At 69.8% G+C, this 22,207-nt stretch carries 24 protein-coding genes and 1 tRNA gene; 17 read left to right on the forward strand and 8 right to left on the reverse strand.

Features of this window, described 5'->3' with window-relative positions:
- The first annotated feature begins 259 nt into the window (after positions 1–259).
- From rpmB to OB08_RS02690, 4 genes are all read left to right on the forward strand, one after another.
- Positions 260–496, forward strand: a complete 237-nt coding sequence (gene rpmB, locus OB08_RS02675; RefSeq protein WP_047543954.1) for a 50S ribosomal protein L28 — start codon at positions 260–262, stop codon at positions 494–496.
- The gene (gene rpmG, locus OB08_RS02680; RefSeq protein WP_005051772.1) at positions 496–666 is read left to right on the forward strand and encodes a 50S ribosomal protein L33; all 171 of its coding nucleotides are present in this window, start codon (positions 496–498) and stop codon (positions 664–666) included. The genes rpmB and rpmG overlap by 1 nt, the downstream gene beginning before the upstream one ends.
- Positions 667–669: 3 nt before the next feature.
- Entirely contained in the window at positions 670–975 is a 306-nt protein-coding gene (gene rpsN, locus OB08_RS02685) for a 30S ribosomal protein S14 (RefSeq protein WP_461471845.1), read from the forward strand.
- Positions 976–1,077: 102 nt separating this feature from the next.
- Positions 1,078–2,202 (forward strand): alpha/beta hydrolase, encoded by a 1,125-nt coding sequence (locus OB08_RS02690; protein WP_461471847.1) that lies wholly within the window; start codon positions 1,078–1,080, stop codon positions 2,200–2,202.
- A gap of 164 nt (positions 2,203–2,366) precedes the next feature.
- Here the strand turns inward: OB08_RS02690 and OB08_RS02695 are convergent, their stop codons facing one another.
- Complete coding sequence (locus OB08_RS02695; protein ID WP_461471849.1) at positions 2,367–3,203, reverse strand: alpha/beta hydrolase; 837 nt, start codon at positions 3,201–3,203, stop codon at positions 2,367–2,369.
- Between the two features lie 128 nt (positions 3,204–3,331).
- Between OB08_RS02695 and OB08_RS02700 the strand changes: the two genes are divergently transcribed.
- The 3 genes from OB08_RS02700 (at position 3,332) to OB08_RS02710 (ending at position 6,607) form a co-directional block, all read left to right on the forward strand.
- On the forward strand, positions 3,332–3,922 hold the full coding sequence (locus OB08_RS02700; RefSeq protein ID WP_461471851.1) for a TetR/AcrR family transcriptional regulator: 591 nt from the start codon (positions 3,332–3,334) through the stop codon (positions 3,920–3,922).
- Positions 3,923–4,188: 266 nt separating this feature from the next.
- Positions 4,189–4,476, forward strand: coding sequence for an HU family DNA-binding protein (locus tag OB08_RS02705; protein WP_461471853.1), 288 nt, complete (start codon positions 4,189–4,191; stop codon positions 4,474–4,476).
- A gap of 166 nt (positions 4,477–4,642) precedes the next feature.
- Entirely contained in the window at positions 4,643–6,607 is a 1,965-nt protein-coding gene (locus tag OB08_RS02710; RefSeq protein WP_461471893.1) for a cytochrome c oxidase assembly protein, read from the forward strand.
- 34 nt (positions 6,608–6,641) lie between these two features.
- Here OB08_RS02710 and OB08_RS02715 read toward each other — a convergent pair whose 3' ends face one another.
- Positions 6,642–7,790, reverse strand: a complete 1,149-nt coding sequence (locus tag OB08_RS02715) for a hypothetical protein (RefSeq protein WP_461471855.1) — start codon at positions 7,788–7,790, stop codon at positions 6,642–6,644.
- Positions 7,791–8,026: 236 nt separating this feature from the next.
- Here OB08_RS02715 and OB08_RS02720 point away from each other — a divergent pair, with 236 nt between their 5' ends.
- Entirely contained in the window at positions 8,027–9,406 is a 1,380-nt protein-coding gene (locus OB08_RS02720; protein WP_461471857.1) for an ATP-dependent DNA helicase, read from the forward strand.
- A 29-nt stretch (positions 9,407–9,435) separates the two neighbouring features.
- On the opposite strand, the gene OB08_RS02725 is transcribed toward OB08_RS02720, so the two are convergent.
- Entirely contained in the window at positions 9,436–10,089 is a 654-nt protein-coding gene (locus OB08_RS02725; protein ID WP_461471859.1) for a biliverdin-producing heme oxygenase, read from the reverse strand.
- 62 nt (positions 10,090–10,151) lie between these two features.
- Positions 10,152–10,460, reverse strand: coding sequence for a DUF2470 domain-containing protein (locus tag OB08_RS02730; protein WP_461471861.1), 309 nt, complete (start codon positions 10,458–10,460; stop codon positions 10,152–10,154).
- Between the two features lie 81 nt (positions 10,461–10,541).
- Here OB08_RS02730 and OB08_RS02735 point away from each other — a divergent pair, with 81 nt between their 5' ends.
- On the forward strand, positions 10,542–11,807 hold the full coding sequence (locus OB08_RS02735; protein ID WP_461471863.1) for a serine hydrolase domain-containing protein: 1,266 nt from the start codon (positions 10,542–10,544) through the stop codon (positions 11,805–11,807).
- Positions 11,808–11,811: 4 nt separating this feature from the next.
- Positions 11,812–12,687: an EamA family transporter gene (locus tag OB08_RS02740; protein ID WP_461471865.1), complete on the forward strand. Its 876-nt coding sequence runs from the start codon at positions 11,812–11,814 to the stop codon at positions 12,685–12,687.
- A gap of 36 nt (positions 12,688–12,723) precedes the next feature.
- Here OB08_RS02740 and OB08_RS02745 read toward each other — a convergent pair.
- Positions 12,724–12,797: transfer RNA gene (locus OB08_RS02745), tRNA-Gly, on the reverse strand.
- 88 nt (positions 12,798–12,885) lie between these two features.
- On the opposite strand from OB08_RS02745, the gene dcd reads away from it, so the two are divergent.
- From dcd to OB08_RS02760, 3 genes are all read left to right on the forward strand, one after another.
- Positions 12,886–13,491, forward strand: coding sequence for a dCTP deaminase (gene dcd / locus OB08_RS02750; protein WP_461471867.1), 606 nt, complete (start codon positions 12,886–12,888; stop codon positions 13,489–13,491).
- 217 nt (positions 13,492–13,708) lie between these two features.
- On the forward strand, positions 13,709–14,404 hold the full coding sequence (locus tag OB08_RS02755; protein ID WP_461471869.1) for a PadR family transcriptional regulator: 696 nt from the start codon (positions 13,709–13,711) through the stop codon (positions 14,402–14,404).
- 22 nt (positions 14,405–14,426) lie between these two features.
- Positions 14,427–15,329 carry a hypothetical protein gene (locus tag OB08_RS02760; protein WP_461471871.1) on the forward strand — a complete coding sequence of 301 codons (903 nt, stop codon included), beginning with the start codon at positions 14,427–14,429 and terminating at the stop codon, positions 15,327–15,329.
- Positions 15,330–15,353: 24 nt separating this feature from the next.
- On the opposite strand, the gene OB08_RS02765 is transcribed toward OB08_RS02760, so the two are convergent.
- Positions 15,354–16,103, reverse strand: coding sequence for a PDC sensor domain-containing protein (locus OB08_RS02765; RefSeq protein WP_461471873.1), 750 nt, complete (start codon positions 16,101–16,103; stop codon positions 15,354–15,356).
- Positions 16,100–16,894: a FadR/GntR family transcriptional regulator gene (locus OB08_RS02770; RefSeq protein ID WP_461471875.1), complete on the reverse strand. Its 795-nt coding sequence runs from the start codon at positions 16,892–16,894 to the stop codon at positions 16,100–16,102. Before OB08_RS02770 ends, OB08_RS02765 begins: the two co-directional genes overlap by 4 nt.
- 122 nt (positions 16,895–17,016) lie before the next feature.
- Here OB08_RS02770 and OB08_RS02775 point away from each other — a divergent pair, with 122 nt between their 5' ends.
- The 4 genes from OB08_RS02775 to OB08_RS02790 all read left to right on the forward strand — a co-directional run bounded on the left by OB08_RS02775 (position 17,017) and on the right by OB08_RS02790 (position 21,136).
- Positions 17,017–18,051, forward strand: coding sequence for an ABC transporter ATP-binding protein (locus tag OB08_RS02775; RefSeq protein ID WP_461471877.1), 1,035 nt, complete (start codon positions 17,017–17,019; stop codon positions 18,049–18,051).
- A gap of 67 nt (positions 18,052–18,118) precedes the next feature.
- Positions 18,119–19,297 (forward strand): ABC transporter substrate-binding protein, encoded by a 1,179-nt coding sequence (locus OB08_RS02780; RefSeq protein ID WP_461471879.1) that lies wholly within the window; start codon positions 18,119–18,121, stop codon positions 19,295–19,297.
- 64 nt (positions 19,298–19,361) lie between these two features.
- Entirely contained in the window at positions 19,362–20,327 is a 966-nt protein-coding gene (locus tag OB08_RS02785; RefSeq protein WP_461471881.1) for an ABC transporter permease, read from the forward strand.
- 8 nt (positions 20,328–20,335) lie between these two features.
- Positions 20,336–21,136, forward strand: a complete 801-nt coding sequence (locus OB08_RS02790) for an ABC transporter permease (RefSeq protein ID WP_461471883.1) — start codon at positions 20,336–20,338, stop codon at positions 21,134–21,136.
- 55 nt (positions 21,137–21,191) lie between these two features.
- Here OB08_RS02790 and OB08_RS02795 read toward each other — a convergent pair whose 3' ends face one another.
- Positions 21,192–22,163: an NAD(P)/FAD-dependent oxidoreductase gene (locus tag OB08_RS02795; protein WP_461471885.1), complete on the reverse strand. Its 972-nt coding sequence runs from the start codon at positions 22,161–22,163 to the stop codon at positions 21,192–21,194.
- Positions 22,164–22,207 lie beyond the last annotated feature (44 nt).

Consider the following 22,207-nt stretch of genomic DNA (forward strand, 5'->3'; position numbering starts at 1 on the left):
TTTGAGGTTGACCAATGGTCCCACCACCGGGATGCCGTATTCCGCATACGGCACGGGCTGTGAAGAACTCGCCCACTCCGGCGGAGGGCGGGGACGCGGCATCCGCCGTGCTAGACTGGCTCTTTGTCTGCGCGCACTCCAGCACGCAGTACGTATCCACACTTCATCGCCAGGCCCGGAATGGTCCGGTGAAGCGCGGGTGCAGACAAGGGATCTTGGGTGGGGCCGTCCGGCCTCACGGTACTAAGGAGACATCACTATGGCAGCAGTGTGCCAGGTGACTGGAGCAGTTCCCGGCTTCGGTCACAACATCTCGCACTCGCACCGCCGGACGAAGCGCCGCTTCGACCCGAACGTGCAGAAGAAGACGTACTACGTGCCGTCGCTTGGGCGCAACATCAAGCTCAACGTGTCGGCCAAGGGCATCAAGGTCATTGACGCGCGCGGCATCGAGTCCGTCGTCAAGGACCTCCTCGCGAAGGGTGTGAAGCTCTAATGGCGAAGAAGGCTCAGGACGTCCGTCCGATCATCAAGCTGCGGTCGACCGCGGGCACGGGTTACACCTACGTCACGCGCAAGAACCGCCGCAACAACCCCGACCGCATCGTGCTCAAGAAGTACGACCCGGTCATCCGCAAGCACGTCGAATTCCGAGAGGAGCGCTGATCCATGGCTAAGAAGAGCAAGATCGCGCGCAACCAGCAGCGCCAGGAGGTCGTCGACCGCTACGCCGCCAAGCGCGCCGAGCTGAAGAAGGCGCTCGTGTCGCCGGAGTCGACCGACGAGCAGCGCGAGGCCGCTCGCGTGGGCCTGCAGAAGCTGCCCCGCAACGCCTCGCCGGTCCGCCTGCGCTCGCGCGACGTCATCGACGGCCGCCCCCGCGGTGTCCTCACGAAGTTCGGCATCTCGCGTGTCCGCTTCCGTGACATGGCGCACCGTGGCGAGCTGCCCGGCGTGACCAAGTCGAGCTGGTAAGCACCTCATTTCACCGGAAGGCCCGGAGTTCCTCGGAACTCCGGGCCTTCCGCGTTGTCAACCGCCGTGCGACCGGCGCATGCGCACGGAAGGATGGTGCGCATGCCCCTGGACCCGTTCTTCGAGGAGCGCCTGCGCGTCCACCGCAGGTACCTGATCAGCAAGGCCGTCGGCGCCGTGCGCCGCAGGCTGGCGCTCCTGTGGCCGTTCGAGCGCGAGCATCCCGCCGCTGATGCGATGACGACGGATGCCGCGCCCCGCGCGTCCACTCGGGCACGCGACTCGTCCGACACGCGTCGCCTCGCGGCCACCGATCCGGCACGAGCCCGCGCCCGGCACCGCCGCGCCGCGGTGGCGTGGGACCGCAAGGAGCTCGAGTCCGTCGGAACGGCGGGCCCGGACGTCGCCACCGAAGAGCACGATCTCACCCCCGACGGCCTGCCGGCGTTCCGCGTGCGCATCTACCGCCCGCGCCTGTCCGGCGACGCGGAAGCCGGCGAGCCGACACCGGCGGTGGTCGCGTTCTTCGGCGGCGCGTTCCGCATCGGCGGGATCGATTATCCGACGACGGATGCCGCCTACCGCCGCCGCGCACTCGACGCCGGCGTCGCGATCGTCGCCGTCGACTACGCGCTCGCGCCCGAGCACCGCTACCCGACGCCGGTCGAACAGGGACACGCGGCGCTCGAGTGGGTCTTCGCGCAGGCGGACGAGCTCGGACTCGACGCGGGCCGGATCGGCGTGGCGGGCACGTCGGCGGGAGCGGGCATCGCGGCGGCGGTGACCCTCATGAACCGCGACCGCGGCGGACATCCCTTCCGTCTTCAGCTGCTCGAGGTGCCGGTCGTCGATCTCACGGGGCGGCATCTGGACCTCCGTGCGACGCGGGCACTCGGCATCCCGAGTCTGATCGCCCTGCGCGAGCTGCGCTCCGTCGTCCGCACCTACCTCCCCCTCCCCGCGCTCGCGCGCGAGCCGTACGCCTCGCCGCTCCTCGCCGCGTCTCACGAAGGGCTGCCTCCGGCGGTCATCCTCACCGCGGAATACGACCCGCTGCGCGGTGACGGCGACGCCTACGGAGACGCGCTGCGCCGGGCCGGCGTGGATGCGAGCGTGGTGCGCTATCAGGGCGTCACCCACGACACGGCGATGTTCACGGGGGCTCTGCCCGCCGCGCGCCGCTGGCACGCCGACGTCATCACGGCGCTCCGCCGCCTCCACGACTGAACTCCTGCACGGGGCGGGGCAGCGGAAAGGCCCGGGGTTCCGTGAACCCCGGGCCCGGCATCCCACCGCGGACACCCGGTCGAGAGACCACTCGACCGCCGAAGCACCGTGGGAAACGGTGCCTCGACGGCGGTGGGTCCTGCCGGGCCGCGGTGCGGCGCCGACTACTTCGCGGCCGCCGTCTCGCGCACCTGGTGGGTGGTCGCCCACGCGAGCGCGTCATCGGCGATCTCCTCCCAGCCGTCCTGGCTGACGAGGCGGTGCGTGCGACCCGGGTACTCCTTGTACTCGACTGTCGCGGGGCTGCCGGTCTGCGTGTACTTCTTCACGATGGCCTTGCCGATGGCCGGCGGAACCACGTGGTCGATCTCACCGGTGATCACGAGGAGCGGCGCGCGGTCGGCTCGGCTGTAGTCCACGTGGGTGACCCCGTTCTTCTCGTTGAGCACCGAGAGCACGCCCTCGAGGAAGACGCGGTTGTAGGAGTTGACGGCGTACTCCTCCCACAGCTTGTCGGACTCCTCGCGGGGCAGGTCGTTGCCGAACGTGAAGTGGAAGTGGCGCTTCGACAGCGGCTTGGCGCCGTTGCGACCGAAGGGGTTGGAGAGGATCGGCGTGCCGGTCCAGAGCGTCGAGAGCGGCAGGGCGGTCACGCCGGCCGTCTGACCCGGCGCGACACCGACGTAGGCGACTCCGAGTCCGCGATCGGCGAGCATCTGGGTGATGACGCCGCCGAACGAGTGGCCGATGATGATCGGCTTCTGCGGCAGCTCGCGGATGATGCGCTCGTAGTTGTCGGCGATCTGCTTGAGACCGATCCCCTTGAGGGCCTCGGGGTTGCTGCGGATGTCCTCGACCGAGCGGTCGTCGATTCCGGGCCAGCCCGGGACGATGACCTGGTGACCGGCGGCGCGGAAGCGCTCGGCCCAGGTGTCCCAGCTCTTGGGGGTCATCCACAGGCCGTGGATGAGGACGATGGGGGTCTTGGTGGTCGTGTTCATGATCTTGCTCCTTGTTCGGTGTTGCGGTGGTGACTCCGATGGTAGACCGAACGTTCTATCTACGCAAGACTATTCCCGAAGAATTTCTCCCGGGCCTGAAGTGGCACGATGGAGACGGAGGAGATGACATGAGCACCACCCCCGCGGAGGCGTCGAGAACTCGCCCCTCCCCCGCCAGGCAGAGACTGCTGGATGCCGCGACCGACCTGTTCTACAGCGAGGGCATCCACTCCGTCGGCGTCGACCGCATCATCGAGCAGGCGGGCGTCACGCGCGCGACGATGTACAAGCAGTTCGAGGGCAAGGAAGGTCTGGTGCTCGCCTACCTCCGCGGTGAGGACCAGGGACTGCGCGACCTCTTCGCCCAGGCTGGAGCGTCCTCATCCGACCCCGAGGTCCTGCTCGAACTCGTGATCGCCGGCATCGAGCAGGACATCCGCGAACGGCACACGCGCGGATGCCCCTTCATCAACGCCGCCGCCGAGTATCCCGACCACGGGCCGGTGCGCGATCTGATCGACGACCACCGCGAATGGTTCCGGTCGACGCTCGAACAGCTCGCCGCCGCTGCGGGGCTCGACGACCCCGCCGGCGTCGCGGCGTCGCTCGTCCTGCTGCGGGACGCCGCGCTCGTGGGCGGATATCTCGACGGCCAGGAGCGGGTCGCGCCCGCTTTCGCGCGCACTGCGCGCGGTGTCATCGCCTCGCACCGGGCCTGATCGCCGCGCGGAGCGGGCCCGCGGCGGTCCGCGTGACGGCGCCTGACACGCTAGAAGATCACGTCCGAGCGGCCGTCACACCGGTCACACCTGTCACTTTCGTGCCCGACACGCCGCCCGGAAAGCCCGAAAACCCCGGAAATACGCGGATCTCGGCGCGAAGTCAGGTACATTCGAGGCGGTCGATCCGACCAGCCGGGGGGCGAATGCCGTCCGGTCCGAGAAATGAACAAGGCGGCGACTCCGCCGCTTTCGGAGGACAATTCATGGCCGACAAGTCCATCACCAAGACCGAACTCGTCGCGAGCATCGCCAGCGCGACGGGCCAGAGCCAGTCCGCCGTGTCGGGCGTGCTCGACTCCCTCTTCTCCACCGTCTCCGACGCCGTCGCCAAGGGCAGCAAGGTGTCGATCCCGGGCTGGATCTCGTTCGAGCGCGTCGAGACGTCGGCCCGCACCGGCCGCAACCCGCAGACGGGTGAGGAGATCAAGATCCCCGCCGGCCAGCGCGTCAAGGTCACCGCCGGCTCGAAGCTGAAGGCCGCCGTCAAGTAACGACGACCACACAAGGAGGGGGATGCCGAGGCATCCCCCTTCTGCATTCCCGGCGACGGCGAACGTCGCCCGACCGCACGCATAGGCTGGAAGGGTGATACCGGCACCCTCGCAGCACGGCGCCCTCGCGCCGCGCGAGGCCGGCGGAGGGCTCTCCTCCCCGCGGGTGCTGCGTGTCGCCGGTCCCGTCATCCTGGCGGTGGCGGCGCTCGTCGTGCTGATCTGGGCGCTCGCCTACGGCGGCGGGGCCGCCCCCCTCGCCATCGGCGACCCCGGCCCGATCGCGCGCTGGGGACTTCCGACCGCCAAGCTGTTCGTCAACCTGTCGGCGGCGGGCATGGCGGGAGCGCTCGTCGTCGCACTCTTCGCCCTCCGAGCGGGCGAGCGCGAATTCGACGTCGCGCTCGACACGGCATCGGTCTCGGCCGCCCTGTTCACGATCTCCGCCGCCGCGACCGGGTTCCTCACCTTCGTCGACGCGTTCAACCCGGCCATCGATGCCGGCCCGGAGTTCGGGGCCCAGCTCGGCCGCTTCCTCATCGAGACCGAAGTCGGTCGCACGTGGCTCATCACCACGGTGGCCGGTGCCGCGCTCACCGTCCTGACGTTCGCGGTCCGGTCGTGGACGGCCACCTTCTTCGTGGCGATCCTCGCTCTCGCCGCGCTCGTGCCGATGGGCACCCAGGGCCACTCCGGCGAAGAGGCCTTCCACCACGAGGCGATGGCCGCGCTGATCCTCCACATCATCGGCGCCGCAGTGTGGCTCGGAGGCCTGCTGCTCATCGTCCTGGTCCGGCCGCTCATGGGTCGCGACGCGCTCGCGCCGGTCGTGGCGCGCTACTCGACCGTCGCCCTCGCGGCGTTCGTCGTCGTCGCGTTCTCCGGAACGGTGCGCGCCGCCATCGGACTTCAGGACTGGGCCGCCCTCCTCTCGCCCTACGGCCTGATCCTGTGCGTGAAGATCGTTGCGCTGATCGGTCTCGGGCTGTTCGGCGCCTGGTACCGGCTGCGCCTCATCGGCAGGCTGCGCGAAGGAGCGGCATCCCGCGCCTTCTGGACCCTCGTGGCGTTCGAGCTCGTCCTGATGGGCGCGGCCAGCGGGGCCGCGGCGGCCCTCGCGCGCACACCGCCCCCCGTGCCGTCGACCGCTCCGGCCCTTCCCACCCCCGCCGAGGTGCTCACCGGCGCGCCTCTTCCCGAAGAGCTGACGCCGTTGCGGTGGCTGACGGCGTGGAACATCGACATCCTGTGGCTCGTCGCCGCGGGCTTCGGCGCGTTCTTCTACCTGGCGGGCGTGTGGCGCCTGCGGCGCAGGGGCGACGAGTGGCCGCTGTACCGCACGATCATGTGGATCGCGGGACTCGCGCTGCTCGTATGGGTCACCGGCGGAGTGATCAACGTCTACCAGGACTATCTGTTCAGCATGCACATGGTGGGGCACATGCTGCTCACCATGGCCATCCCGCTGCTGCTCGTGGCCGGTGCGCCGGTCACGCTCGCCGCCCGCGCGATCCGCAAGCGCGACGACGGCACGCGCGGCGGTCGCGAGTGGATCCTGTGGGCGGTGCACTCTCCCGTGGCGCGGGTGCTCACGAACCCGTTCGTCGCCGCTGCGCTGTTCATCGGCTCGCTGTGGATCTTCTACTACACCGACCTCTTCCGGTGGTCGCTGTACGACCACCTCGGGCACGAGTGGATGACGGCGCACTTCCTCTTCACGGGGTACCTCTTCGTGCTCACGCTGATCGGCATCGATCCGGTGCCCTACCGCCTGCCGTACCCGGGGCGGCTTCTCCTGCTCATCGGCATCATGGCGATGCACGCGTTCTTCGGCATCGCCATCATGATGCAGTCGGGGCTCATGGTCGCCGAGTGGTTCGGCTCGATGGGCCGCACGTGGGGCTCGACGCCGCTCGACGACCAGTACCTCGGCGGCGGCGTGGCCTGGTCGATCGGCGAGATCCCGACGCTGATCCTGGCGATCACCGTCGCCATCCAGTGGAGTCGCAGCGACGCGCGCGACCAGAAGCGCCGCGATCGTCACGCCGACCGCACCGGTGACGCCGAACTCGAGGCCTACAACGCCCGCCTGGCAGAGCTGGCCCAGCGCGACGCCCGCGCCGGTCGCTGAGACGGACGATCGAGACCGGCCCGGGCGCCCGCGGCTACTGCGAGCCGGGCGCCGTCACGACGATCGACGCCGATCCGTCCGGCTGCACCGTGATCGAGCCCTCGACGACGAAGGGCACGTCCTCGCTGACGCTGCTGATCGAGCCGTCGAAGAGCGACTGGATGTCGACCTCGATGTGAGCCACTGCTTCTGCGGGCACGATGCGCCAGCCGGCGCCGTCGGGCGTCACCTCGACCGTCGGCTGCTGCACGATCGACCACTGGGGCAGCGTGTCGATGCGATCCTGCACGACGTAGCCGAACGGGCACGAGGTGGGCTGCAGCACCTCCTGGGTCGCGCACCCCGTGAGGAACTGCTCGACCTTGTCCTGCACGACCGCCACGAACTCGTCGGTCGCCTCGGCCTGGACCTCGACCGGGATGTCGTGGAACGGGCTGTCCGAGAGGACCGCCACCCCCGGCGTCGCAGAGATCGCCGTGTCGACCGACACCGAGTAGAGCCCCGGCGTGAAGACCAGCAGCGGGACGGCGGCCAGGGGATCGGCATCCGCTCCGTCGACCGACACCTGCCGCTTGTCCATCTCGAACCCGTTCACGGAGAAGACCATCGAGCCCTTCACCACGAGGTCCATCACGGCGAGGGGGCTGGTCGCGAACCGCCAGGTCGGCGCGAGGCCGATCGACCCGTCGCGCTCGATCGCGAAGGTCGTGGTGCCGGGGTAGCCGCCCGCCTCGTACTCGACGGTGACGCGGGTCACCTCGGCGTCCTGCTGCTCCGACACGACGCGGGCGTCGAGCAGCGGGGCGAGAGCGGCTTCGCGCAGCAGCGCCTCGGACGCGGTGGGCGGCAGCCCCGCCGCCTCGAGCTCCGCCGAATCGACGACGACGCCGGGCACGGTGAGTGCTTCGGCGGCCCGCCCGTTCGCGAGCATCGCGAGGTAGCGCTCGACGAACGCGGACGGGCTGTAGAACTCTTTCTCGATGGCGCCGTACGCCGCGACCGTGGCTGCCACGAGCAGGACGCCGACGATGCCGAGGAGGCTGAGGTCCAGGACCAGACTCCTGCGCCGGGCCGGCTTGCGCGGGGGCTGGACATGAGCGGATGCCTCGCCCCCCGGGCTCGCGGAGGGAGCCGGCGACGGAGCAGCGCTCCCGGCCCGGGTATCCACGGCCCCTTGGTCCACGGCTCCAGTCTAAGAACCAACTCGCGCACACGCCCGATTGAGACCCCCCGTCTCATCAGACCGTGAGCCGCGCCCGGAGATCACACGCGGACCGCGATGAGGTCGCGCACGATCCCGGCGGCCGCCTGCTGTCCGGCGGCGATCGCAGCCCGGGCCGGCACCTGTGGATGAGCGGGTGTCCACCGACCCGCCCCTCGGCCCGCCGGGTGCGGCATCCGCTGGCCTAACATGAATCGGTGACCACGCCGCCTCTGTCAGCCGAGCAGGAGGCCCTGTTCCGGCTCATCGAGGACACCCGCGAGCACGTGTTCGTGACCGGTCGCGCCGGAACCGGCAAGTCGACCCTGCTGCAGCACCTGGCCTGGAACACCAGCAAGTCGATCGCGGTGTGCGCGCCGACCGGCGTGGCCGCGCTCAACGTCGAGGGCCAGACGATCCACTCGCTGTTCAAGCTGCCCCTCGGCATCATCGGCTCGCAGGACGAAGACCAGTCCGACGCCACCCGCAAGCTGCTCAACGCGATCGACACGCTCGTGATCGACGAGATCTCGATGGTCAACGCCGATCTCATGGACGCGATCGACCGGTCGCTCCGCAAGGCGCGGGGCCGTCGCGGCGAACCCTTCGGCGGCGTGCAGATCGTGATGTTCGGCGACCCCTACCAGCTCGCGCCGGTCCCCCCGCGGGGTGACGAGCTGCGGTACGTGCGCGATCACTACCGCTCCTTCTGGTTCTTCGACGCCAAGGTGTGGGTGGGCGACGCGGCCGGCGACGGCATCATCGACATCGGCTCGTACGGCGCCGACCTGCACATCCGCGAGCTCGTCGACATCCACCGGCAGTCCGATCCCGCGTTCAAGGCGATGCTCAACGCGGTGCGCTACGGCCGCGTCACCGCCGACATCGCGCAGATCCTCAATGACACGGGCGCCCGCACGCCGCCCGACCCGCGCGACGGCGAGCACCCGATCATCACGCTCGCGACGCGCAACGACATCGTCAACAACATCAACCGCCGCCATCTCACCGAGCTGGTCGGGCGCGAGCAGACGGCCACGGCCGAGATCAACGGCGATTTCGGGCGGGGGGATGCCGCGTACCCGGCCGACGTGGAGCTCAAGCTCAAGGTCGGCGCCCAGGTCATGTTCCTGCGCAACGACACGCAGTCGTTCGGCGAACCGCCGCGCTGGGTCAACGGCACGATCGGCACTGTGACCCGCATCGCGGGCGGCACCGTGCGCGTCGAAGTCGAGGACCAGGAGTTCGACGTCGAGCCGGCCGTGTGGGAGAGGTTCCGCTACGCGTACGACGCCGGGTCGAAGTCGCTCTCGCGCGAGATCGTCGCCGAGTTCACGCAGTTCCCGCTGCGCCTCGCGTGGGCCGTGACGATCCACAAGTCGCAGGGCAAGACGTACGAGCGGGCGATCGTCGATCTCGGCTCCGGCGCCTTCGCCCCCGGGCAGACCTACGTCGCGCTGTCGCGCCTCACCTCGCTCGACGGCCTCTACCTCTCCCGGCCGCTGCGCCCCAGCGACATCCGCGTCGACCCCGACGTCATGCGGTTCATGGCGGGCGTGCGGTCGCAGGCGCACGCACAGGCGCAGTCCGGCGGGTGACCCCGGTCGCGACCCGCCGCGCGGAACCGTCAGGCGACCTGCGACGCCTTGGCCTGCGCGAGGTCGTCGAACAGCTCGGTGTTGAAGCGGTAGGCGAGCAGCACCTCGTCGATGACGCGCTCCTGCTCCGCGGCATCCCACGGCGCCGAATCGAGCTGTTCGCGATAGACGTCCTTGAATGCCTTGGGGTCGGCGATGTCCTCGAAGAGGTAGAAGCCGATGCCGTTCGTTTCGAAGCCGAAGCGACGCGCCATGAGGCGGCCGATGAACTGGCCTCCGGAGAGGTCGCCCAGGTAGCGCGTGTAGTGGTGGGCGACGAAGCCGCCGGGCCACGTGGCCCCGACTTCGTCGATGCGGCGCACATACGCCTGCGTCGTCGGCAGGGGTGCGATGGTCTCGCGCCAGTCCGGACCGAGGAGGAACTCGAGATCGGCCTCGAGTGCCGGGAGGCGCGTCAGCTTGTCGCTGATGAAGGTGGAGGCGACCGGGTCGTTGCGCATCTGTCCGGCCGTGCGCTCGAGCGCCTCGTAGATGAACCAGTGCTGCGCCACCAGTGCGATGTAGTCGTCGCGCGTGCCCTCGCCCTTCATGAGGTCGGCCATGAAGCCGGCGCTCTCGCTGGACGAGTGGGCGCGGCTGGAGCGCTCACGCAGTGCGGCGGAGAACGGGATCGGGTCGCTCATGCGCCCAGTGTAGGGGATTTAGGGTCACCTAACCTATGACCGATCTCTCCGCGTTCCCGGGGTCACGCGTGCGGACGCGGTTCGATGCCGAGCCGGCGGCACGCCTCGTCGTACAGGGCGACGATCTCACGTCGCACCTGCGGCCGCTCGTCGATCGATCCCCCGGGCCACGGCGCCCTCACGTCGACTGTTCCGCCGTCGGCGAGGGTCGCCCGCCACGTTCCCCCGTCGCCGTCGAACGCGGCCATCGTCGAGGCCACCACTCCCTCCGGGCCGAATGCCCGGGCGATCAGGAGGTTGTCGTCGGCGTGGTCGTCGTTCATGTGACCGAGCACGCCGGCGAGCACGGTGTCGTCGAACTGATGCGTCATCTGTTCCGCCCTCGGGATCACGGTGCGGGCGGTTGCCCCGCCGTGTGTTTGAATCTAGAGGACGATCACCGGGGGGTGAGAATGCGGACCCAGCCCAAGACACGCCGCGCAATCGCGGTTGCGTCGGCCGTCGTCGTGGTCGCGCTCGCCATCGTCGGGTGCGCGCCCGATCGGCACGTCGAGGTTCCGGTGCCCCCGCAGGCGGATGCCGCGCTGCCTCAGGCGACGATCGACCAGCTGCAGACCGCCGTCACCGACGCCATGGCAGCGACCGGATCGAGCGGCGCGATCGTCGGCGTCTGGGCCCCCTGGAGCGGCACCTGGGTCGCCGGTCTCGGCACCCAGAACCCGGTCGACGGCGGCGAGGTCACCGCTGACATGCAGTTCCGCGCGGGCCGCGTGACGCGTGCCATGACCTGCGATGTGCTCTATGGAGCCGCCGCGCAGGGCAAGATCGGGCTCGACGACAAGGTCACCGAATGGGTGGCGAGCGTCCCCGCTCTCTCCGACGTCACACTCGAGCACCTGTGCGACGGCACCTCGGGCATCGGCTCCTACGCGGGCCGCCTCACGCCGATGTGGATCGCGAATCCGACGCGCAAGTGGACCCCGCGCGAGCTCGCGAGCTTCGGTCTCGGCGCGCCCCGCGCGACGAAGCCCGGTGAGGTCTACGGCGGCTCCGACGCCGGCTACATCCTGCTCGGCATGGCCCTCGAGCGTGCGCTCGAGAAGCCCGCGGCCGACCTCATCGAGGAGTACGTCACCGAGCCGCTCGACCTCGAGGCGACCCGGCTCGGGGCCCCTTCCGGTTCCGTGCTGCAGGGCCTGCACTCCCAGCCTCTCGAAGACGGCAAGAGCAACTGCGCGGAGCCGCTCGACGTCACCGAGGTCTCGCCCACCACGGGCTTCACCGACAGCGGCGCGTCCACCGACATCCACGACCTCGGCCGTTACGCCCAGGCGCTCGCCACCAACGCGCTCGACCCGGGCAACGACAAGCGGTTCGCCGATCCGCTCCCCGCGGGCGCGAAGACGCCGTCGTGGTACACGATGGCCGGGGGCGCGGCCCAGGCGGGCTCGCTGATCGGCCAGTCCGGCTCGGTTCCGGGCTACATCACGGGGGCGTTCTCCGACCCGTCGTCCGGGCTCACCGTCGCGGTCGTGCTCAACAATTCGGCGTCCGGTGGGACCGCCGGCGCCTCCCTTGCGTGGGAGCTCGCGGCGATCGCCTCCAAGGCCCCGGCTGCTGCCGGCGAGACCCCGCCCGAAGCGGGTCTGCCCTGGACCGCCGAGCAGTACCACGCACTGATCGCCGAGGCGGCGATCTGCGCGGCACCGGCGGCATGACGCCGTGACGACCCGCGCGGGGGCGTCCCCCGCGATCCTGCTCGTCGTCGTCGGCCTCGCGTGCCAGGAGGTCGGCGCCTCGCTCGCCGTTCTGCTCTTCCCCACCGTGGGCCCCCTCGGCATGGTGATGCTGCGCCTGGTGTTCTCGGCGGTCGTCCTGCTGCTCATCGCACGGCCGCGCCTGCGCGGCCACACGCGCGAGGCGTGGGTCGACGTCGTGTGGTTCGGCGTCGTGCTGGCGACCATGAACGCCCTGTTCTATCTGGCGCTGGAGCGGCTGCCCCTCGGAGTCACGGTCACGATCGAGGTGCTCGGCCCGCTCGTCCTGTCGATCGTCGCGGCACGTCGCGCGTCGGCCTGGCTGTGGGCGCTGCTCGCGCTCGCCGGGGTCGTCGCGCTCGCCGGGGGCGGTTGGGATCGGCTCGATCCTCTCGGTGTGCTGTTCGCGCTCGGCGCCGCAGCGAGCTGGGCGTTCTACATCCTCGCGTCGGCGCGCGTCGGGCGCGGGTTCCCCAAGCTCGACGGCCTGGCCCTGGCGATGGCGGTCGGCGCCGTGCTGTCGCTGCCCTTCGGCATCACCGACGCGGGGGCGGCGCTCCTGCGGATCGAGATCGTCGCGCTCGGGGCCGCGGTCGCGATCCTGTCCTCGACGATCCCGTACGCGCTGGAGCTGATCGCGCTGCGCCGCCTGCCCGCCGCCGTCTTCGCGATCCTGATGAGCCTCGCGCCGGCGACCGCCGCCCTTGCCGGGTTCATCTTCCTGGCGCAGTACCTCTCGTGGCTGGAGGTCGTGGGCATCGCCCTCGTGATCGCCGCGAGCATCGGTGCGGTGCAGTCCTCGGCGCGCGCCGCGCGGGAGGCCGCCGAACCGCTGGCGTGAGCGGATGCCGGGGCGTGAGAGCCCGGATGGTGACAGTGGAGGGGATGACGGGAATCGAACCCGCGCTATCAGCTTGGGAAGCTGAAGTTCTGCCATTGAACTACATCCCCGGCAGGCCTTGCGGCGTCTGGCAAGGATAACAGAGCCTTCCCGCAGGGCGAGCCCGCGGCATCCGCTCGCCGTCGATAGGCTGAGGGCGTGCTGCTCTCCGATCGCGACATCCGCCACGAGATCGACGAGGGGCGCATCGGCCTCGATCCCTGGCAGCCCGAGATGGTGCAGCCGTCCAGCGTCGATGTGCGCCTCGATCGGTATTTCCGGCTGTTCGACAACCACAAGTACCCGTTCATCGACCCGGCGCAGGATCAGCCCGAGCTGACCCGGCTGATCGAGGTCGAGCCCGAAGAGCCGTTCGTGCTGCATCCGGGCGAGTTCGCCCTCGGCTCGACGTTCGAGCTCGTCTCGCTGCCCGACGACGTCGCGGCGCGCCTCGAGGGCAAGTCCTCGCTCGGCCGCCTCGGACTGCTCACGCACTCGACCGCGGGGTTCATCGACCCGGGCTTCTCGGGCCATGTGACCCTCGAGCTGTCGAACGTCGCGACGCTGCCGATCACGCTGTGGCCGGGCATGAAGATCGGGCAGCTGTGCTTCTTCCGCCTGTCGTCGCCGGCTGAGAACCCGTACGGTTCGGGTCCCTACGGCAACCGATACCAGGGTCAGCGCGGACCGACGGCTTCGCGGTCGTTCCAGAACTTCCACCGCACAGACGTCGGCTCGACCGACGCGGGTGCGGTCGGCCGCTGACCGGGCCTATCGGGGCGACCCCGGCGGGTGGCGCCGGCGCCACCCCGATGGCTGCCCCAGTGCCATCGGGATGCAGGCCCTTCGCACAGCTCGAGCCTGCCCCAGTCCGCGACCCGTGTCCCCACACGATTCGGCCGCGTTCGACCCGAAGGCTACTGCAGTTTGCAGTATATGGATTTCGAGGGCTCCCGTCGATAACCAATATCCGGAGGTATCCGTGCCGCAGCGCGAGTTGACGACGACCGCGTACCTGACCCTGGGCCTCCTGGCCTCGCGCGACTGGTCGGCCTATCAACTGGCCGAGCAGCTCGGCCGCGGCGTCGACAAGCTCTGGCCGCGTGCCGATCGACAGCGCTACAACACGCTGAAGCGACTCCTCGTGGACGGCCTCGTGACGTCGCGCGTCGAGCAGTCGGGCCGTCGGGGCCGGACCGTCTACTCGATCACGGATGCCGGCCGCGGGGTGCTCGCCGAATGGCTCACGGCCGAGGCGAGCCCGCCCGCACTGGAGTTCGAGGGCATGATCCGCGTGCTGATCTCGGACCAGGGCACGATCGACGACCTGCGCCGCAATCTCGAGACCATGCGCGACCAGGCCGTGACGCACCGTGCGCTGTTCGCCCGCTACGCCGACTACATCAGTGAGACGGGCGGCACCTTCCCAGAGCGGCGTCACCTCTTCGCGCTCTCGAACACCTTCATGATCGGCCACTACGACCACATCATCGCCTGGGTGGACTGGGCGCTCGGAGAGATCGCCCACTGGCCGGATCCGATGAGCCCCGCCGCCGATCAGGAGCAGGTGCGCAGCATGCTCGCGGCCGGCCGCGCGGCGTGGCGGGCCTCGCAGGCCGAGGACGTCCAGCCGGAAGCCGCCCGGCCTTTGCACCAGATGCAGCCTGACCCGGTCTGAACGCGGGCAGGATGGTCCCACGATGAGTGGGCCATCCGACGAACTGGGGATGCTGCGGGCCCGGGCCTATGGTCCGGACGCCGACATCTTCGACGACCCCCTCGCGCTCGCGAGGCTGGAGGAGCTCGAGCGCGACGAGCACGAGCGCCTCGAGCGCGACGCACATGCGCGCGTGAGCGACGTGTCTGCTATGACGATTCGGGCGGTCGGACCCGCCCCGGACGGCGACGAGAATCCTTACGCCGACGAGAATCCTTACGCTGACGAGGATTCGGCCGCCGACGAGGATCCGGGCGATGACGAGGGTCCGGGCGACCGCTCCGCACCCGGTGCGGAGGCGCCGAGCGAGGGTGCGGAAGAGGACGCGCGACCGGACGACTCGGCCGGGGGCCCGGCATCCGATCGCCCGCGAAGCGATCGCCGGGACGGTCCCGCGTGGTGGAACCGCGTGCCCTGGCGCGCCCGCGTGTGGCTCGGCGTCGGAGCGCTGGTCGCGGCGATGGCCCTCGGTGCTGGTCTCGCGCTGCTCACCACGTCGACCGGCGCCGCTCGCGTGGCCACCCTTCTCGAGGATCCGGATGCCGAGTGGCCGGACCCGTTCCTCGGACCCGTCCGCCAGGAAGGCTCGACGATCTTCGAGCGCTACGAGGGCCTCACCGTGGTCATGGTGCCCAACGCGTTCGGCGGCGCAGAGGATGATGCCGAGTGCGTATTCGTGCTGGACCTCCCCGATTCCCCCGACGAACCTCAGGACAACGGGGCCGTGACATCGATGGGCTGCGGCGGGGCCGGGTTTCCGCTGATCGCCTCCCTCGAGACCACGGAGTCGAGCCCCGCCGAACTGCTCGAGGCGCACCCGGTCGGCAGCGGTCTGCAGTTCGTCGTCGATGGCTCGCAGGTGCGGGTCTACGCGCGGACGCCGTAGGCGCACTGCTCCGGCGAGCGTGCTTCAGTGGAGCACGAGCGCGAGCGACGTGTCGCCGCACGCCACGACCGCGGCGCCGGAGGCCAGCGCGATCTCGAGGCCTGCGGGGTCGTGAAGAGCGTCGGTGAGTCCGTCGATGCGGAGGATGGAGCCCGGCTCTCTGCGGGCGTCGGTCGACGTGACGACGCGACCCGACGCGTTGACGAGCGTCGCCGGGCGCGCACCCGTGCGCATCGCGGGGAGCAGCTCGCGCTCGAGGCGATCGACGAGCGCGTCGGCGCCGACGATGCCGACCAGTTCGCCGTCGATGAGGACGGGCGTGGTGATCGTCACGGTGTAGTCGTCGGTGCAGACGTAGTCGACGTACGGCCCGGTCAGATGACGGCTGCCGCTGAGCGTGGGCACACGCCACCACTCGAGAGCCGTATAGTCGCGGAACTGTTCGTGAGCGGGGTCGTCGACGGTGGCGAGGCGGCGCACACCGGGCGACGTCCCGTTGCCGCCGAGCCACCATGCGAGGTGCCACTCGGCGTCGGAGAGTGCTCCCGGTGCGGCGACGAAGCCGGCGCCCGTCAGCAGCGTGTCGCCCGACACCGCCGGCACGGCGAAGGACTCCACCACCGGATCGACGAAGACCGCCGTCAAGGGATCGTCCGCCCGGAGGCTTCGCTCGAGGAGCGCCCGCCAGCCGTCGATCATGGCGAAGATGCCATCGATCGTGGCGGCGACGCCCGCGGCGACCTCGGCCTGCGATCGAGTCGCGATGGTGGTCATGCGATCTCCTCCTCCGCGGGCGAAGCGGATGCCTCATCCAGCGCGAGCGCTTCGATCCGCGCCCGCTCGTCGATGAGCCATTCGAACGCACTGTCTATGTGGGTGATCGTCGCCGCGCGGGCCGAGTCGGGTGAGGCATCGGCGATAGCGGTGATGATCTGCGTGCGCGCGAGCGCACTGCGGTCACGGTACTCCTGTTCACGCAGGCACATCCACAAGAGCGGCCCTGCCTCGCTCTGCAGTCGCATCTCCTCGTGGACGAGACGGGGCGACTGGCTGACGGCGGCGACTTCGAGCTGGAATCGGCTCACGGCCCGGCGTGCCCCGCCGGCCGTCGACAGGTCGGCCCCGTCGGCGATGCGGGTCAGGCTCTGGATGTCGTCATCCGTCGCCCGGTCGGCCGCTGTCTCGGCCGCTGTCCCGGCGATCGCGGATGTGTGCAGGGCGAGGTCCCGCAGCTCGATCCGGCTGGTCTCACGCAACCTGCGCCCCAGCATACGCATCGCCGTATCGCGGTCGTACGTGACGAAGCTTCCGCCGTCACGGCCGCGGCGAGTGCGTACGAAGCCCTTGTCGCGCATGCCTTCGAGTGCTTCGCGCGCGGTGACCAGCGCGACCCCGAGGCTGCGCGAGAGATCCGACTCGCTGGGGAGTCGCTCGCCGTCGTGGAGCACGCCGCTCACGATCGCGTCGGTGAGCCGCTGCTCGACGAGCTCGGCACGGCCCGTGCCGTCGAGCGGAGCGAAGACGACGGCCCGGGCGGCGTCGACGCGTCCTGTGGCGTGCGGCATCAGGCGATCCTTCCCGGCCGGAACCCCGTCTTCCCCAACCGTGACACGACCGTAACACGGGGGATCATCTTTTGACATATGGATCCATATGATTAGTTGCATCGACATCGAAGGAGAGGTCAATGATCGAGCATCAAGCCGCCATCCGGCTGACCGGACTCACCAAGGAGTTCGGCAGCGTCACCGCGGTGGACCATGTCGACCTGGAGATCGCGGCGGGCGAGTTCTTCTCCATGCTCGGACCCTCGGGCTCCGGAAAGACCACCGTGCTCCGGTTGATCGCGGGCTTCGAGCAGCCGACCGCCGGCACGATCGAACTCTTCGGGCAGGACGTCACCAAGAAGGCGCCCTTCGATCGGGACGTCAACACGGTGTTCCAGGACTACGCGCTGTTCCCGCACATGAACGTGCTCGACAACGTGGCGTACGGCCTGCGCGTCCGCGGTGTGAAGCGCGCCGAGCGTCGCGATCGCGCGATGAAGGCGCTCGCCGCCGTGCGCCTCGACCAGATGGCGACCCGCAAACCGTCGCAGCTCTCGGGCGGCCAGCGCCAGCGCGTTGCGCTCGCTCGCGCCACCGTCGTCCAGCCCAAGGTGCTGCTGCTCGACGAGCCGCTCGGCGCCCTCGACCTCAAGCTGCGCGAGCAGATGCAGGTCGAGCTCAAGCAGATCCAGCGCGATCTCGGCATCACCTTCATCTTCGTGACGCACGACCAGGAGGAGGCGCTCACGCTCTCCGACCGCGTGGCGGTCTTCCACGACGGCCGGATCGAGCAGCTCGGCACTCCGTGGGACCTGTACGAGCGGCCGGCCTCACGCTTCGTGGCCGACTTCGTCGGCACGTCGAACCTGTTCGATCCCGACCGTTCGGCCGCCCTGATCGGCCGGAGCGGCGAGCACTCCATCCGCCCCGAGAAGCTCTCCCTCCGCTCGGAGGCCGCCACCGGCGAGGGCGAGCGGTCGGCGCCGGGCACGCTGGTCGAGTCCATCTACGTGGGCAGCGGCATCCGTCGGGTCATCGACCTCGATGCCGGGATGCGCGTGACCGTCCTCGAACGCAACGACCGCACCCGCGACGCCGACGACGTGCGCGGCGACCGTGTGCACGTGACCTGGCACGACTCCGACGTCGTCTCCCTGATCCCACCCGGCACCTGAGCCGGCACGAGCCTGGGCGAACGCCCCGGAGAACACAGCAGTTTCGAACACACCGAGAGGAACACCCATGTTGCACTCATCACACGGCAAGCGGATCGCCGGCACCGCGCTGGCGATCGGCGCGATCGCCGTCCTGGCCGGATGCGGCACCTCCGGCGGAGGCAGCGCGGCGCCGTCCGAGCAGGCCGACGAGCTCGGCGACTACGAGGGCTCGGTGTCGATCCTCGCGTGGCCGGGATACGTCGAGGACGGCAGCAACGATCCCGCCGTCGACTGGGTCAGCGGCTTCGAGGAGGAGACCGGCTGCGAGGTCACGTCCAAGACCTACGGCACCTCCGACGAGGCCGTCAACCTCATGAAGACGGGCGACTACGACGTGATCGCCGCTTCCGGTGACGCGACACTCCGCCTGATCGCGGCCGGCGACGTGGCGCCCGTCAACACCGAGCTCATCCCCAGCTACGAGGGGATCTACGACTTCCTCAAGGAGAAGGAGTGGAACTCCGTCGACGGGCAGTCCTACGGGGTGCCTCACGGCTACGGCGCCAACCTGCTCCTGTACAACACGGAGGTCGTCTCTCCGGCCCCGACGTCGTGGGACATCGTGTTCGACAGCGCGAGCGAGTACTCGGGCAAGATCACCGCGTACGACTCGCCGATCTACATCGCCGACGCCGCCGTCTATCTCATGACCCACCAGCCGGAGCTGGGAATCGAGAACCCGTACGCGCTCGACGAAGAGCAGTTCCAGGCGGCCGTCGACCTGCTCAAGGCGCAGCGCGAGCACGTCGGTGAGTACTGGTCGGACTACCTGAAGGAGATCCAGGCCTTCGAGACCGGCGATTCGGTGGCCGGCACGACGTGGCAGGTCATTCAGAACGTGCTCGCCGGCGGCGACGCGACCACCGAGGTCGTCCTCCCCGAGGAGGGCGCCACAGGCTGGTCGGACACCTGGATGATCGCCTCCGAGGCGAAGAGCCCGAACTGCGCGTATGCGTGGCTCGACTGGATCGCCAGCCCCGAGACCAACGCCGCCGCGACCGCCTACTTCGGCGAGGCGCCGTCGAGCCAGGAGGCGTGCGACTACCGCGACGACTGCGAGGCGTACCACGCGGGCGACGAGGAGTACGCGTCGCAGATCTGGTACTGGACGACACCGATCGCCGAGTGCGTCGACGGGCGCACCGACGTCGAATGCGTCGACTACGCCAAGTGGACCGAGGCCTGGACCGAGATCAAGGGCTGACGCCCCCGACCACCGGGGGCGGCGTCGCGAAACCGCGCCGTCCCCGGTCTGCCCGAGGATTCCGATGACCGACACCATCACCTCCGCGCCGCCGGCGCACGCCCCGGAGACGCCGGCGCCGAAGCACCGGTCGATCGCCAGGCGCATCGGCGACGCCTTCCACCGCCTCACGCGCGGCGTCTCGTCGTTCCTCACGACGCACCCCAGGACGCGACTGTCGCTGCTGCTCGCCGCGCCCCTCTTCTGGCTCGTCGTCGTCTACATCGTCGCGCTCGTCCTGCTGCTGATCACGGCGTTCTGGCGCGTCGACCCGTTCACCAACGAGATCGTCATCGAGTGGACGCTCGACAACATCGTCACGGTGATCACGGGGACGCTCTATCAGACGGTGACGCTGCGGACCGTGGGCGTCGCCCTGCTCGTGACGCTCATCGACGTGGCCATTGCGCTGCCGATCGCGTTCTACATGGCGAAGGTGGCGACACCGCGGATGCAGCGGATCCTCGTCATCGCCATCCTCATGCCCCTGTGGGCCAGCTACCTCGTCAAGGCCTACGCGTGGCGCTCGGTGCTCTCGCAGGAGGGCATCCTCGAGTGGATCCTCGCTCCGTTCGGGTTGCACACGCCCGGCTACGGACTGCCTGCCACGGTCATCACCCTCTCCTACCTCTGGCTGCCGTATGTGATCCTGCCGATCTGGGCCGGCCTCGAGCGGGTGCCGGACTCGCTGCTGGAGGCGTCGGCCGACCTCGGCGGCAAGACGTGGCGGACGATCGGCAGCGTCGTGCTGCCCATGGCGTTCCCTGCGATCATCGCGGGCACGATCTTCGCCTTCTCGCTCTCGCTCGGCGACTACATCACCGTCAACATCGTCGGCGGGGCCAACCAGATGCTGGGCAACCTCATCTACGCGAACATCGGCGCGGCAGGCAACCTGCCGCTCGCGGCCGCGATCGCCCTCATCCCCATCGTCATCATCTTCGGCTACCTCGCGCTGGTGCGTCGCACCGGTGCGCTGAACAACCTCTAGGACACCGCATGCGACTCTCCACGCCGGCACGGGTGATCCTCGCGATCGTGACGGGCGTCATCCTGCTCGTCGTCTACCTGCCCCTGTTCGTGGTGCTGGTGAACTCGTTCTCCACCTCCACGTCGCTCACCTGGCCCCCGCCGGGGCTCACCCTCGAATGGTGGGGGAAGGCCTTCCAGAGCGCGGGCGCACTCGACGCCGTCCTCACGAGCGTGCAGGTGGCCATCATCGCGACGGTGATCGCCCTCATCCTGGGCACCCTCATCTCGTTCGCGCTGCAGCGCTTCGACTTCTTCGGCCGTGAGTCGATCTCCCTGCTGATCATCCTGCCCATCGCGCTCCCCGGCATCATCACCGGCATCGCGCTGAACAACTTCTTCCGCACGATCATGGGGGTGCCGCTCTCGATCTGGACCGTCGTGATCGCCCACGCCACCTTCTGCATCGTGACCGTCTTCAACAACGTCATCGCGCGTCTGCGGCGCACCGGGACCAACCTCGAGGAGGCGTCTGCCGATCTGGGCGCGGGCGTGTGGACGACCTTCCGTCTCGTCACGTTCCCGCAGCTGCGCTCGGCGCTGCTGGCGGGCGGCATGCTCGCCTTCGCGCTGAGCTTCGACGAGATCATCGTCACCACGTTCACGGCGGGTTCGGGCGTCACGACGCTGCCCATCTACATCCTCAACAACATGTTCCGTCCGAACCAGGCGCCGGTCGTGTCGGTCATCGCGGTCGTCCTCGTGCTGGTGTCGATCGTGCCGATCTATCTGGCGCAGAGGCTCTCCGGCTCCGAGCAGACGCGCCGCTGAGGTCCGCGCTGGCGAGGTCGCCCGAAGTGGCGACTCGGCGCGAGAAGGCCCCGTGTCAGTGGGCCGTGCGCACGCCCACCAGGTCGTGCACGAGGACGGCGGCCGCACGCGCACCCTGGCCCGCGGCCACGATGAGCTGCTGCGGACCGGGGGAGGCGGCATCCCCCGCCGCGTAGAGCCCCGGCACCGAGGTGCGTCCCGAGCGATCGACGACGAGGGTGCCGTCCGTCTCGCGCTCGACGTCGTGCCCCGCGAGGAAGTCGAGCGCCGGCTGCCACTGCGGCCGCACGAAGCCGCCGTCGATCTCGACGCGCGAGCCGTCTGCGAGCCGCACGGCCGAGACCGCTCCCCGGTCGCCCTCGAGGTCGTCGATCGCCCGTCGTTCGACGACGATGCCGGATGCCGCGAGCTCGGCCTCCTCGACGGTGTCGACGACATCCGCGCCGTTGGTGAACACCGTGAGCCGATCCGTCCAGCGCGAGATCAGGCGCGCGCGGGCCGCGAGGTCGGGCGTCTCGCCGATGAGAGCGAGCCGCTGGTCCTGCAGCTCCCACGCGTCGCAGGCCGCGCAGCTGAAGATCGTCATGCCGTAGAAGGCGCGGAGGCTCGGGATGGCGGGCAGTGTCTCGCGGAGCCCCGTCGCCACGATCACCGAGCGCGCCGCCAAGGCCGGCGGCGTGCGCCCGGCCGGTCCCTTGAGGGCGGCGATGAACCGCATGCCGTCACCGGAATCCGTCGGCAGCAGGGCTGTGACGACGGTGCGGTCGAGCAGTGTGACGCCCGGGTAGGCGGCCAGTTCGCCGCGGGCGAGCTTGCGCAGCTCGAGCGGCGGCACGCCGTCACGCGTGAGGAATCCGTGCGACTTCAGCGTCGCCGCGTTGCGCGGGCGCCCCGCGTCGACGACGACGACGGACGCACGCGAGCGTCCGAGGTTGAGCGCTGCGGACAGGCCGGCCGGACCGCCGCCGACGACGATGACATCGACCTCGGCCGAGGGCACCGTGTCAGCATATGCCGATTCAGCCATGCGCATCCTCCTGAGGCGGGAGCGCGGCGATGATCGGGTGGTCC

It is taken from the genome of Microbacterium sp. HJ5 (assembly GCF_054824025.1).

What these genes read in the sequence shown, in the direction of transcription:
- rpmG (WP_005051772.1), top strand. Translation starts at nt 496, where the DNA reads ATGGCGAAGAAGGCTCAGGACGTCCGTCCGATCATCAAGCTGCGGTCG.
- OB08_RS02760 (WP_461471871.1), top strand. Translation starts at nt 14,427, where the DNA reads ATGAGTGGGCCATCCGACGAACTGGGGATGCTGCGGGCCCGGGCCTAT.
- OB08_RS02790 (WP_461471883.1), top strand. Translation starts at nt 20,336, where the DNA reads ATGCGACTCTCCACGCCGGCACGGGTGATCCTCGCGATCGTGACGGGC.
- OB08_RS02770 (WP_461471875.1), bottom strand. Translation starts at nt 16,894, where the DNA reads ATGCCGCACGCCACAGGACGCGTCGACGCCGCCCGGGCCGTCGTCTTC.
- OB08_RS02765 (WP_461471873.1), bottom strand. Translation starts at nt 16,103, where the DNA reads ATGACCACCATCGCGACTCGATCGCAGGCCGAGGTCGCCGCGGGCGTC.
- OB08_RS02780 (WP_461471879.1), top strand. Translation starts at nt 18,119, where the DNA reads ATGTTGCACTCATCACACGGCAAGCGGATCGCCGGCACCGCGCTGGCG.
- OB08_RS02795 (WP_461471885.1), bottom strand. Translation starts at nt 22,163, where the DNA reads ATGGCTGAATCGGCATATGCTGACACGGTGCCCTCGGCCGAGGTCGAT.
- OB08_RS02785 (WP_461471881.1), top strand. Translation starts at nt 19,362, where the DNA reads ATGACCGACACCATCACCTCCGCGCCGCCGGCGCACGCCCCGGAGACG.
- OB08_RS02705 (WP_461471853.1), top strand. Translation starts at nt 4,189, where the DNA reads ATGGCCGACAAGTCCATCACCAAGACCGAACTCGTCGCGAGCATCGCC.
- rpmB (WP_047543954.1), top strand. Translation starts at nt 260, where the DNA reads ATGGCAGCAGTGTGCCAGGTGACTGGAGCAGTTCCCGGCTTCGGTCAC.
- OB08_RS02690 (WP_461471847.1), top strand. Translation starts at nt 1,078, where the DNA reads ATGCCCCTGGACCCGTTCTTCGAGGAGCGCCTGCGCGTCCACCGCAGG.
- OB08_RS02735 (WP_461471863.1), top strand. Translation starts at nt 10,542, where the DNA reads ATGCGGACCCAGCCCAAGACACGCCGCGCAATCGCGGTTGCGTCGGCC.
- OB08_RS02775 (WP_461471877.1), top strand. Translation starts at nt 17,017, where the DNA reads ATGATCGAGCATCAAGCCGCCATCCGGCTGACCGGACTCACCAAGGAG.
- OB08_RS02700 (WP_461471851.1), top strand. Translation starts at nt 3,332, where the DNA reads ATGAGCACCACCCCCGCGGAGGCGTCGAGAACTCGCCCCTCCCCCGCC.
- OB08_RS02695 (WP_461471849.1), bottom strand. Translation starts at nt 3,203, where the DNA reads ATGAACACGACCACCAAGACCCCCATCGTCCTCATCCACGGCCTGTGG.
- OB08_RS02725 (WP_461471859.1), bottom strand. Translation starts at nt 10,089, where the DNA reads ATGAGCGACCCGATCCCGTTCTCCGCCGCACTGCGTGAGCGCTCCAGC.
- rpsN (WP_461471845.1), top strand. Translation starts at nt 670, where the DNA reads ATGGCTAAGAAGAGCAAGATCGCGCGCAACCAGCAGCGCCAGGAGGTC.
- OB08_RS02730 (WP_461471861.1), bottom strand. Translation starts at nt 10,460, where the DNA reads ATGACGCATCAGTTCGACGACACCGTGCTCGCCGGCGTGCTCGGTCAC.